This window comes from Shewanella sp. 10N.286.51.B2 (assembly GCF_041469265.1).
Taxonomy (GTDB): Bacteria; Pseudomonadota; Gammaproteobacteria; order Enterobacterales; family Shewanellaceae; genus Shewanella.
Genome location: NZ_JBFRKH010000025.1, coordinates 28,769 through 40,677, shown reverse-complemented (window position 1 = coordinate 40,677; position 11,909 = coordinate 28,769). Strand labels below are relative to the sequence as shown.

Below are 11,909 nucleotides of genomic sequence, written 5' to 3'. Positions count from 1 at the left end.
TTAACAATGAACTACTATTGTATACTTAATACAGTCATTTGGCAGAAATAACCGTGACTTTCGCTCTATCTTGCAACGCTGAAGGCTATCTTTACCGTGTAAATTGTCATCATGAGTGATAATCAAGCAAAGCAAGTATTAAGTTAATTGAAAGACTGCGATATACTGCGGTGTTTTTTCCGTTTCATTGATTCTTTGGATCCCATGCTCTATCTAGCTGCTAGTTGTATTGCACTTTTATTCGGACCGCTTTTTTATCGCTACTTCTCATCAGGGAGTGGGCTACAAAAAGGCTTAGATGGATTTATCTTCGTCTCATTAGGCGGGTTGGTGCTTATCCATATTTTGCCTGAACTCCTTGAACATGGTGGTTTTATCACTTTGCTGTTCGTGGTGCTTGGCTTATGGGGTCCCACAGCCAGTGAACGGCTTTTCCACCGCTACTCAGATATTACCCATAACGTGACCCTAACTTTAGGGATTGGCGGACTATTGCTGCACACCATTACCGATGGTGGCGCCATGGTTTTAGCCCAACAAGAGGGTAACTCTAGCTTATTAGCGCTGGGAGTGATTATGCATCGCTTACCCGTTGGTGTGGCAATTTGGTGGCTATTAAAACCCCAGGTTGGTACCCGCTGGGCCAGTGCGGTATTAGCTGCGATGATGGTACTCACAGGCTTGGGTTACTTTGCTGGCGAGCAACTACTCGATAGCCTCAGCTTAGATAATACCGTTTATTTACAAGCCTTTGTTACCGGATCAATTTTGCATGTGGTGCTACATCAGCCCCACGGACAACACGAAGAAGATCATCAAGGTCGCTATCAATACCAAGCAGGCATTGGCAGTTTATTGGGGGTCGCATTACTAACTGTATTATTGTTAATGGACAGTGGTGGCCATGCCCACGCACACGCCCATCACAGCCATGGCTCGGATCAGTTTATGTCTTGGTTACTGACCATCTCGCCAATATTAATTGCCAGTTACTTAATTGCCACTGCGCGCTTCAAAGCTGGGTTAACCCCGCAAAACAGTAGCCTCTCCAGTCGCTGGTTACAGCGTCTAGCGGGCCCTGAAGCCTTGCTGATCACCTTGCTATTATTGGGGCCTTGGTTTGCCATATATCAAGCTATTTCATTGTTGGCGATTGGCACGTTACTCAGCTTGGGTAAAGTTGAACTTACCGATCCCCACGAGAATTTACCGCAATCGGCTTGGCGCTTTGGGTTTGCACATTTAGTGGATCGCAGCGCGCCCTGGATTGCCCTTAGCTTAATTTTAGCGAATCTCATTGGTCACCCCTCGGTGCATTTAGAGCATCCAGCGCTGCAAGTATTAATCTTGTTAGTCGTCTTTCTACCGATGCGTTTTTGTAATTTAGGCGCGGCAGTACTGGCATTATCATTAGCCTATAGCGGCTGGAGCAATGTCGCAGTGGCATTTGCACTTATTGCAGCACCTGTGCTTAGCCTTAGCCAGTTAAAACTAATGAGCTGGAGCATGCGCTTGTCATTGTCAGCTGTATTAGCCGTCGCGTTGTTATTCGCACACCAGTATCTGGTTGATTGGCACCAGTTACTCACCTTGCCAAATAACGTTAATATTGCGGGATTAGTTGTGGTGGGATTAATCTTTAGTGCTAGCTTACTGCGCTTAGGACCACGTAAGTTCTTAAGTCGCTTAATGATTAAGTTTAGCGGTCATAACCATGATCATAACCACAATCACTCCCATGGTGCTAATACCTCAGATAAATCTGCGGCTGCGCCAACAGAGCATAAACATCACCACTAATTAAGCCGCCGCATTAAGCGAGGGTTACTGTCAGGTTCATGTTATTCAGGCTATGATGTTTTATCATCGACCGAATAACTGAGCCGACTTAACCAAGCCTATGTGTATTTTATTTATCGCGGTAGACATGCATCCCCAATGGCCACTGATTGTGTGCGCTAATCGTGATGAGTTTCATCATCGCGCCACCGATCCAGCCCATTTTTGGCAAACAGTTGCTAACAGCAGTTTACCTCAATCTCAGTCGATATTAGCAGGCAAAGACCTACAAGCTGGCGGCACTTGGCTTGGAGTGAATCAACAAGGTCACTTTGCAGGCCTTACCAATATTCGCAATCAACAAGCCGATGGCCTAAGAAGTCGCGGCGAACTGGTGGTTAACGCTCTCGATCTTCGCCAAGATGTCAGCCTTGATTGGCTACGCCAACACAGCGCTAATTACAGTCCGTTTAATCTTGTTTATCAGCAACAGCAGCAACTTTACTGTTTTAATAGCGTCACTGCTGAGAACACGCCATTAACTAAAGGTTTTCATGCTGTGAGTAATGGCGCTATAGATGATGTCTGGCCGAAAATGGCCAAGGGATTACAGGCGTTAGAGCAGCATCTATTAGCTGAAAAGCAGCCCAATATTGAACAAATGTTGGCATTTATGCGTGATGAATCTCAAGCTGAAGATCGCAGCCTACCTAGTACTGGCATTGAAATTGAGTGGGAAAGGCTGTTGTCGTCGATTTTTATTCGCCATCCAGAATATGGCACCCGTTCAACCAGTGTGGTAATGCGAGATAAAAACGGCAACATCGACTTTTATGAAGTGCGTTATGACGGCAAAGCTCGAAACTTAGGGCAGCAGAATTTTGTTATAACACCCTAAGTCCGAATTAATCTATTCGCAGCCAAGCAATTAATCAGATGAATGATCATGGGTTATCACCCACTTATCATCAATACGCTCTATCAGTAGGGTGAACACACCATTAGGTTTGTCTTTTGTACGTTCTAATTGCCAACGACCCACAACCAATGCGGCGTAGTTGCTGAGCATTTTAATCTCTTTCACATTGAACGACAGTTTGCCCATGCGCGCTGAATCAGGATAACTTTTTTTATAGCTAGCAAGAATTACATCCCAACCGTAGCTAAACTTACCATTAGACACAAAACGTAAATTGTCACTTTGCCAATAGCCTTGCATGTAGGCATCAATATCGCCGCTATTCCAGGCTTGTTCTTGCTGTGAAATCACTGCTCTAATTCTATCTGTAGGTATAGCACTATTGGTATTAACTTCGTCTAGTGACACGGATTGTTGTTCAAGTGAGACAACTGCGCTGACGGCATCAGGCTCAGTCTCAGCCTCAGCCTCAGCCGGCGCTGAAGTTAAGGTGTCGGTAAAGGCACTAACTAGCTGCTCTGCTGCAATATCTGCTGTATTCGTGGTTTTAGGTGAGCTATCTGAAGGGCTTGGCTCTACCTTTAAATCGGCAACGGGTTCAATCACGCCAACTTCGACCTTGGCAGTTGAAGCAGGTTTTAATGGCACGATTTTTAATTCAGCTTGTTTGAGTGCAACATCTGAGGCGGTTTGAGTCGCTGTTGGTTTATCTTCTGCCGCTAACATAGTAGTAAAACCACCAAAAATAACGGCGAATAAAATAATTATCGGGTGCTTCACACACTCTCCTTAATTTGTACCAAGGTTGAAATTACCCAACACGAGTGCCACAGTAATAACAATGATTTAGTACTTTTGCATTAGATTAATAACCCAGTAAGCATGCTGTGTCGTGTTAATCCCAACTGCGGTTTGGCTTATAAAACATGTTGAGATAAGCGATATCTGTAACATGAGATTCTGTGAAATTAATATATAAATTCATTCTGTTATGGTTAGATTCTAGCGTATCAGAGTGAAATAAACTGGAAAATAGTGCATGTTTAGTAAATTTTGTTTATGGCTATTGGCCATTAATGGCTGGAAATTAGACGGCCAGGTCGCCGCTGATGGACAATTCATTATGGTGGTTGGCCCACATACCAGTAATTGGGACTTTATTGTCGGTATTATCGCCCGCTTTGCTATAGGGGTAAAAATTCACTTTTTAGGCAAACATCAGCTGTTTATTCCCCCTTGGGGTTGGTTTTTTAAAGCCTTAGGCGGCAGCCCTGTGGATCGACGCAAAAACAACAATATGGTCGATGCTGTGGTGCAGCTATTTAATGACGATAACCAATATAAGTTGGCGCTGGCCCCCGAAGGAACCAGAAGCGCGGTTACTCGCTGGAAAACCGGCTTTTATCATATTGCCACTAAAGCCAAGGTGCCGATAATCACCGTGGGATTAGATTTTAAAACCAAGTCTATTGTGATTAATCAACCGCTGCATCCCAGTGGCGATGTTGCCACTGACATGAATCGTATTTTAGATTTTTTCCGTAATATTAACGGTCGCCACCCTAAGGTTATCCCGCACTATATTCCCTCGGATGAGCAGCCAAAAAGCTAGTGTGGCTTGATGCTACGAATATCATCCCCAGTAGGGCTTTGAAAAGCACGTAAACCAAATTCAGGTAAGATGGCAAAGACGTGATCAAAGATATCTGCTTGAATGCCTTCATAAAAGGCCCAGCGGACGTCATTGGTAAACACATATAACTCGATAGGCAGACCTTCTGGCGTTGGCGCAAGTTGGCGCACCATCAGAGTCATGTCTTTGTGTAGCTTATTATTTTGACGTAAATAGGCATCTAAATAAGCTCTAAACGTCCCCACATTGGTTAAGCGTCTGCCATTAACCGGCATATCAATATCACTAACCTGCTCATTGGCATGGGAAATTTCTGAGCATACTTTAGGGAAGTAATCTTTAAGGTAATTCACTTTCGACAACCGAGTAATATCGTCTTCTGTCAGAAAGTGGATACTATTAACATCAAGATTAATTGAACGCTTAATTCGGCGGCCGCCCTTTTCTGACATACCGCGCCAGTTTTTAAAGGCGTCTGATACCAGCGCATAAGCTGGGATCATGGTGATGGTATTGTCCCAGTTACGTACTTTTACGGTATTGAGTGATACCTCATCTACAGCACCATCAGCGCCATATTTGTCCATTTGAATCCAATCGCCTTTACTCACCATACGGTTAGCAGCTAATTGAATCCCAGCAACAAAGCCTAAAATGGTGTCCCTAAACACCAACATCACTAAACCGGTGGCAACACCTAAACCACTTAAAAAGTAAATTGGCGACTCATCTGCAATCACTGATATGCCAATAATAAAACCAACAAAGAATAAAAATAGTTTAAATAGTTGTACGAAGCTTTTAACCGGTAAGCGGCGACTAATCAGCCTGACATCAGCAATTTCATTTACCGCATCTAAACAGGCGTAAATCGCCCGAATAACAAAAATGACCACCAGCACGCTTAGGCCACGGTCAATGACTGAGCCCAGCAACTGTTGATGGGTTAAAATAATCGGGATCAGTAAGTCCAAGGTCATGATTGGCACTAACAAGGACAATTTTTCCAATACGCCATAGCGCATGAAAATATCATCCCAAGTCACGGTCGATTTACGGATCATCGCATTAACCGCTTTTACAAATACCTTTTTGGTAATGTAATAAGCGATAGTTGCCACAATAAAGCTCACCATCAGTAATATTGATGTTGCTACACTGTCAGAGGGCTGACTATTCACCCCAATATCAAGCAACCAACTGGCAATATCATCACGTAACTCGTTATCCACGCATTAATTCCTTACACATTTATACTGATTGAAAGACTAGGTTTACAACATCCAAAGCCATTATAGAGAACAAAGACTTATTGAGAACGATCCAAAATAGCATATTTATCGATTAATTAACCCGCTTTCAATTTGATAACAAGTTCGCCATCAAATCACCACCGCATTCAAACAAGGCGACAGCATACCAAAGTAAACTAATGATATTGGTTGCAAAGTTGAGCACATTAATTGACCTAGAGCTCCCTTCACTTACCATTGGAACATTAAAACGAATTGAGGTTCCTATGAAACACACTTGGCTAGCAGTCATCCTAACACTGAGCATTCTCTCGGTTAGCAGTAACGCCCGCGCAGAAACGGATGAACAAAAGTTTAAGCCTTCGACTGCCTTGTTAGTGGATTTTATCGATAGCCGCGGCGATATGTTTGGTATCACCCTTGCCATGAAACATTTTGACCCTGATTACGCCGACTGGGGCTATTATATTGGTTATGCTTGGGGTGATAAATACGACCTTGATGTACCAGAGCCGGCTGAAGCTTATGCCGAAGAATACATGTGGCGCTTTGGGTTAAGCTATAGCCTAACTGAAAATTTTAATCTCTATGGCGGCGCCACGGTTTTTATAAACGAACAAAACTACACCAACAATATTTCCACCCGCGAAGTTAACGGCAAGCCGCGCTGGGAATCTAACCGTGATAAAGACTGGGGCGCTGAAGTTGGGGTACGCTACACAGTGTTTGATAGCTTTGTCATCGGCGCGGGTTACGACACCAGTGCCGAAGCGGCAATAATCTCCATTGGTTTTACCATGTAAGCATTATCAAAATCGTCATAATAGAAAAAGGACCCGCAGGTCCTTTTTTTGTTTTGAGTCTTTTTGTTCAAGCCTTTTGTTTCAAGCTGCTAACTCGCTAGCCCCTAAAAGCTCAGTAACATGCCCGCAGGTAAGTAACCATTGAAGCTGGCGCTATAGAGTAAATCTGTCGCCGCTTCGATATCCGGCGCAAAAAAGCGGTCTTTATCGTAATACGCTACCACTTCACGCAGCTCGGCTTTGGCTTTCACTACCGCATCACTGGGTTGTAATGGAGTGCGAAAATCTAACCCTTGCGCTGCAGCTAATAGCTCAATCGCTAACACCCCACGGGTATTTTCAGACATATCACGCAACCGACGAGCTGCAAAAGTTGCCATAGACACATGATCTTCCTGATTCGCCGAGGTCGGTAAACTATCCACAGAAGCTGGATGCGCAAAGGTTTTGTTTTCAGATGCTAATGCCGCCGCCGTCACCTGTGCAATCATAAAGCCTGAGTTCACCCCACCATTTTTAACTAAAAACGGCGGTAATTTCGATAAGCTAGAGTCAATGAGCAGTGCTATGCGGCGCTCGGCAATTGAGCCTAACTCAGCAATAGCAATGGCAAGGTTATCTGCCGCCATCGCCACAGGCTCAGCGTGGAAGTTACCGCCAGAGATAATATCGCCGGTGTCTTGGAATACCAGCGGGTTATCGGTCACGCCATTGGCTTCAACCCCTAACACTTCACCAGCGTGGCGAATTTGCGTTAAACACGCCCCCAACACCTGCGGCTGGCAACGCAAAGAGTATGGATCTTGCACTTTTTCACAATCTACATGGCTTTGACTGATCTCAGACTCATCAGCTAGCAAGTGACGGAAGATAGCCGCTGAATCAATTTGACCTTGTTGGCCACGAGCCGCGTGAATACGGGCATCAAACGGGCTACGACTGCCCATAGCCGCTTCAACACTCATGGCGCCAATAACTGAACTGGCAGCAAATAAATCTTCAGCATGGAACAAACCTTCAAGGGCTAATGCCGTTGAGGCTTGGGTGCCATTAAGCAGTGCTAAACCCTCTTTTGCAGCCAGCTCTATCGGTTTAAGTCCTGCAATTTCAAGCCCTTCTGCTGCTGTAATGATTTGACCTTGGTAGCTCATCTCACCTTCTGCCAGCATAGGTAAACACATGTGCGATAACGGGGCTAAATCACCTGATGCGCCCACTGAGCCTTTTTCTGGAATACACGGATAAACACCGGCATTAACCAACTGAATAAGAAAGTTAATCACTTCTAAGCGAATACCTGAAAAGCCGCGGCTTAATGAGTTAATTTTTAGCACCATCATTAAACGCACTGTGGCATCTTGCATGTATTGGCCTGTGCCCGCAGCGTGTGATAACACGATTGAGCGCTGCAATAACTGCAAATCTTCTGGGGCAATTTTGGTGTTAGCTAATAAGCCAAAGCCAGTATTAATGCCATATACAGTTCGGCCTTCATCTAATACTTGTTGCACTATCGCGGCACTGGTATTAATTTCAGGAATCGCTTCTTCTGCCAAGGTTAGATGAACTGCACCACGGCCAATACGGCGTAATTGCGCTAACGTCAGTGTGCCTGGTTTTAGGAGCAGTTTATAAGGTGTTGCAGTCATTATTTAGCTCCTTGCATTGGCAAATCTAGGCCTTGTTCTTCAGCGCATTGTTGCGCAAGTTCATATCCAGCATCAGCATGGCGCATCACGCCTGTGGCTGGGTCATTCCATAATACTCGGCCTAAACGCACTGCTGCATCATCACTGCCATCGGCAACAATCACCACGCCAGAGTGCTGACTAAAGCCCATACCCACACCGCCGCCATGGTGCAATGACACCCAAGTTGCACCACTTGCAGTATTGAGTAAGGCATTCATTAACGGCCAATCAGATACCGCATCAGAGCCATCGAGCATGGATTCGGTCTCACGATTTGGGCTGGCAACCGAGCCAGAGTCTAAATGATCACGACCAATGACAATCGGCGCTGATAGCTCGCCATTTTTAACCATTTCATTAAAGGCTAATGCTAAGCGGGCGCGGTCTTTTAGTCCCACCCAACAAATTCGTGACGGTAAACCTTGAAAGGCAATCCGCTCGCGCGCCATATCTAACCAGTTGTGCAAGTGAGGGTTATCAGGAATAAGCTCTTTGACCTTGGCATCAGTCTTATAGATATCTTCAGGGTCGCCCGATAATGCCACCCAGCGAAACGGACCAATACCTTCACAAAATAGTGGACGCACATAAGCTGGCACAAAACCTGGGAAATCAAAGGCGTTTTCAACCCCTTCTTCGAAGGCCATTTGACGAATGTTATTACCATAATCTGTTGTGGCCGCACCTGCCGCTTGCAGCGCCAGCATGGCTCTAACTTGCACCGCCATTGACTGCTTAGCCGCTTTAACCACTGCCGCTTCGTCAGTTTTACGCATTTCGACAGCTTGCTCTAATGTCCAACCTTGGGGTAAATAACCATTGAGTGGATCATGGGCAGAAGTCTGATCGGTCACCACATCAGGGGTAATACCACGCTCAACTAACTCAGCAAAAATATCAGCAGCATTACCCAGCAAACCAACGGATACCGGCTTACCAGAGGCATTAGCCTCATCAATCATGGCTAATGCTTGATCAAGATTAGTGGCTTTCTTATCGACATATTGAGTCCGCAGACGAAAATCAATACGGGTTTCATCTACTTCACAGGTTAATACTGAATAACCCGCCATAGTGCCCGCTAAAGGCTGCGCGCCGCCCATGCCGCCAAGGCCACCAGTTAAAATCCACTTACCCGCAGATGAGCCACCAAAGTGCTGCTTGGCCATGGCGACAAAGGTTTCATAAGTCCCCTGAACAATGCCTTGGGAGCCAATATAAATCCACGAACCGGCGGTCATTTGGCCGTACATAGCCAAACCTTTTTTATCCAGCTCGTTAAAGTGTTCCCAGTTAGCCCAATGTGGCACTAGGTTGGAGTTAGCAATAATCACCCGCGGCGCATTACTGTGCGTTTTGAAAACCCCCACAGGTTTACCTGACTGCACCATCAAGGTTTCGTCATCTTCTAGACGTTGCAGTACTTCAATTATTTTGTCGTAACACTGCCAATCACGCGCCGCGCGGCCAATACCGCCATAAACCACTAAATCTTCAGGGCGCTCGGCTACATCAGGATGCAGATTGTTCATTAACATCCGCATTGGCGCTTCTGTCATCCAGCTTTTACAACTCAATTGACTGCCATGAGGGGCAATAATGCGGCGGCTAGGGTCGTGTCTTTTACTAATGGTGTTATCCATATTTTCCTCTTCAACTAACATTGTCAGCTTGATGTCTAATATTTTTAGGTTTTTTTAATGATGTTCTGTTTAGAAGCAGTTAACTGTTAAAGGTTAAATGGCCCCCTAAACTAAATTTACTGCCGGGGTGAACCAAGCGCGCAAAGCTCACCACGCCTTTGCGTGACCAAGTGCGACGCAAAATTTGTAAGCAAGGCTCTGTTGGCTCAATATTTAATAATTGCTGCATTTGCTCGCTGGCAATAATGGCTTCGATGCGATGACGGGCTTCGGTTAAAGGCGCCACCTTGGATAAATATTCATGGGGGGTTAATTGGGTAAAGTCTTGCAGTAAGTAGTCAGGCACTAATTCTGGATTCACAAAGCGCTCTTCGACCTGTAATGGCGCATCTTGCTCGCAGTGCAGCAATACCGAGTAATACACAAGGTCGCCAATTTCTAATCCTAAGGCCACCGCAACGGGTCTTGTGGCAGCAATTTGGGTTAACTTAAGCTGCTTAACACTGTAGCCATGACCACGGTCTTTAATTTCATCGGCAATGTTTCGAATGGCCAATAATGATGACTGCGATTTAATCCCCGCCACAAAAGTACCAATACCTTGAGTGCGCTCTAACACCCCAGCCTCCACCAGCTCAGTCAATGCTCTTCTTGCTGTCATGCGACTACAAGAAAACAACTCAGCAAGTTGATTTTCTGATGGCACTTGATCATTTTCTTGCCACTCACCCGCTTCGATACGAGCCAGAATGGATTGCTTTATTTGTGCAAATTTAGCCAACACGGATTTCGCCCAGCCCTTGATGTGATTAAAAATCTACCAACAACCTTACCTTGTATATACAAGTTAAAACAAGTACTGTTTTGTGATAAAGTCTAAAAAATGAGTATTTTCAGGAGCGGTTATGTCGTGGGATCATGTGTGGATTGATGTCAATATTGCAACAATGGATCCAAGCAGTTCAGTCGCTTATGGCGCAATAACCGATGCCGCCATTGCAGTAAAAGACGGTAAAATTGCTTGGATGGGCCCGCGTAAAGAAATGCCTGAATTTGATGTATTTGAAATGCCCATCTATCGCGGCAAAGGCGGCTGGATCACCCCAGGGCTGATTGATGCCCACACCCATTTAATTTTTGCAGGCAATCGCGCTAACGAATTTGAAATGCGCCTCAAAGGCGCCAGCTATGAAGATATCGCCCGCGCTGGCGGTGGGATTATTTCAACTGTAAAAGCGTGTCGTGAAGCTGACGAAGCCGAGCTATTTGAACTTGGCAGACAAAGATTAAACGCCTTAGCCAAAGAAGGCGTCACCACGGTCGAGATTAAATCAGGCTATGGTTTGGATACCCAAACCGAAGTCAAAATCCTTAAAGTGGCCCGCGAACTTGGCCGTAATCATCATGTTGATGTTAAAACCACTTTCTTAGGCGCTCATGCGATACCTGAGGAATATAAAGACACTGCAAACAGCACCGCACGAAGTGATGCCTATATTGATATGGTGATTAACGACATGCTGCCTGCGGTTATCGAGCAAAACCTTGCCGATGCAGTGGATGTTTTTTGTGAAAACATTGCCTTTAACCTTGAGCAAACCGAGCGAGTATTAACCGCCGCCAAACAGGCCGGTTTAGATATCAAACTCCACGCTGAGCAATTATCTAACTTAGGCGGCTCCGCTATGGCGGCAAGAATGGGGGCTAAATCAGTCGATCATATTGAATACCTTGATGAAGCAGGGGTTATCGCGCTCAGTGAACATGGTACCTGCGCAACCTTGTTACCCGGCGCGTATTACTTTTTACGTGAAACCCAAATGCCGCCAATAGATCTGTTACGCAAACATAATGTACCTATGGTGGTCGCCAGTGATTTTAATCCGGGCTCATCGCCGATTTGCTCAACCTTATTAATGCTCAACATGGCCTGCACCTTATTTAAGCTGACTCCAGAGGAAGCCTTAAAAGGCGTGACCATTAATGCCGCCAAAGCTTTAGGTATTGAAGCCAATGTCGGCAGTTTAGCCGCCGGCATGACAGCTGATTTCTGCTTATGGGATATCAGCACTCCAGCGCAACTGGCCTACTCTTATGGGGTGAATCCTTGTAAGGATGTGGTTAAAAACGGCGTGTTAGTGCATCAATAAAGCCTTGCTTTAACTTGCGACTATTGAGTCAGCTCAAT

At 45.4% G+C, this 11,909-nt stretch carries 10 protein-coding genes; 5 read left to right on the top strand and 5 right to left on the bottom strand.

Annotation, left to right across the window (positions count from 1 at the left end):
- Positions 1-204 precede the first annotated feature (204 nt).
- Together AB4140_RS07240 and AB4140_RS07235 are read left to right on the top strand one after the other, a co-directional pair.
- Positions 205-1,800: a metal transporter gene (locus AB4140_RS07240; RefSeq protein ID WP_303446152.1), complete on the top strand. Its 1,596-nt coding sequence runs from the start codon at positions 205-207 to the stop codon at positions 1,798-1,800.
- Positions 1,801-1,900: 100 nt separating this feature from the next.
- The gene (locus AB4140_RS07235; protein ID WP_372000370.1) at positions 1,901-2,677 is read left to right on the top strand and encodes an NRDE family protein; all 777 of its coding nucleotides are present in this window, start codon (positions 1,901-1,903) and stop codon (positions 2,675-2,677) included.
- A 30-nt stretch (positions 2,678-2,707) separates the two neighbouring features.
- Here the strand turns inward: AB4140_RS07235 and AB4140_RS07230 are convergent, their stop codons facing one another.
- Positions 2,708-3,106 carry an SgcJ/EcaC family oxidoreductase gene (locus AB4140_RS07230; protein WP_102435939.1) on the bottom strand — a complete coding sequence of 133 codons (399 nt, stop codon included), beginning with the start codon at positions 3,104-3,106 and terminating at the stop codon, positions 2,708-2,710.
- A gap of 631 nt (positions 3,107-3,737) precedes the next feature.
- Here AB4140_RS07230 and AB4140_RS07225 point away from each other — a divergent pair.
- Entirely contained in the window at positions 3,738-4,310 is a 573-nt protein-coding gene (locus AB4140_RS07225; RefSeq protein WP_303446154.1) for a lysophospholipid acyltransferase family protein, read from the top strand.
- On the opposite strand, the gene AB4140_RS07220 is transcribed toward AB4140_RS07225, so the two are convergent.
- The gene (locus AB4140_RS07220) at positions 4,307-5,563 is read right to left on the bottom strand and encodes a mechanosensitive ion channel family protein (RefSeq protein WP_102476488.1); all 1,257 of its coding nucleotides are present in this window, start codon (positions 5,561-5,563) and stop codon (positions 4,307-4,309) included. The genes AB4140_RS07225 and AB4140_RS07220 overlap by 4 nt on opposite strands.
- 287 nt (positions 5,564-5,850) lie before the next feature.
- On the opposite strand from AB4140_RS07220, the gene AB4140_RS07215 reads away from it, so the two are divergent.
- Entirely contained in the window at positions 5,851-6,387 is a 537-nt protein-coding gene (locus tag AB4140_RS07215) for a hypothetical protein (RefSeq protein WP_102476489.1), read from the top strand.
- A gap of 104 nt (positions 6,388-6,491) precedes the next feature.
- Here the strand turns inward: AB4140_RS07215 and hutH are convergent, their stop codons facing one another.
- The 3 genes from hutH to hutC all read right to left on the bottom strand — a co-directional run bounded on the left by hutH (position 6,492) and on the right by hutC (position 10,505).
- Positions 6,492-8,036, bottom strand: a complete 1,545-nt coding sequence (hutH, locus tag AB4140_RS07210) for a histidine ammonia-lyase (protein ID WP_372000367.1) — start codon at positions 8,034-8,036, stop codon at positions 6,492-6,494.
- The gene (gene hutU, locus AB4140_RS07205; protein ID WP_372000420.1) at positions 8,036-9,709 is read right to left on the bottom strand and encodes a urocanate hydratase; all 1,674 of its coding nucleotides are present in this window, start codon (positions 9,707-9,709) and stop codon (positions 8,036-8,038) included. Before hutU ends, hutH begins: the two co-directional genes overlap by 1 nt.
- Positions 9,710-9,800: 91 nt before the next feature.
- Positions 9,801-10,505: a histidine utilization repressor gene (gene hutC, locus AB4140_RS07200; RefSeq protein ID WP_102435927.1), complete on the bottom strand. Its 705-nt coding sequence runs from the start codon at positions 10,503-10,505 to the stop codon at positions 9,801-9,803.
- A 121-nt stretch (positions 10,506-10,626) separates the two neighbouring features.
- Between hutC and hutI the strand changes: the two genes are divergently transcribed.
- Positions 10,627-11,871: an imidazolonepropionase gene (gene hutI, locus AB4140_RS07195; RefSeq protein ID WP_102435925.1), complete on the top strand. Its 1,245-nt coding sequence runs from the start codon at positions 10,627-10,629 to the stop codon at positions 11,869-11,871.
- Positions 11,872-11,909: the final 38 nt, after the last annotated feature.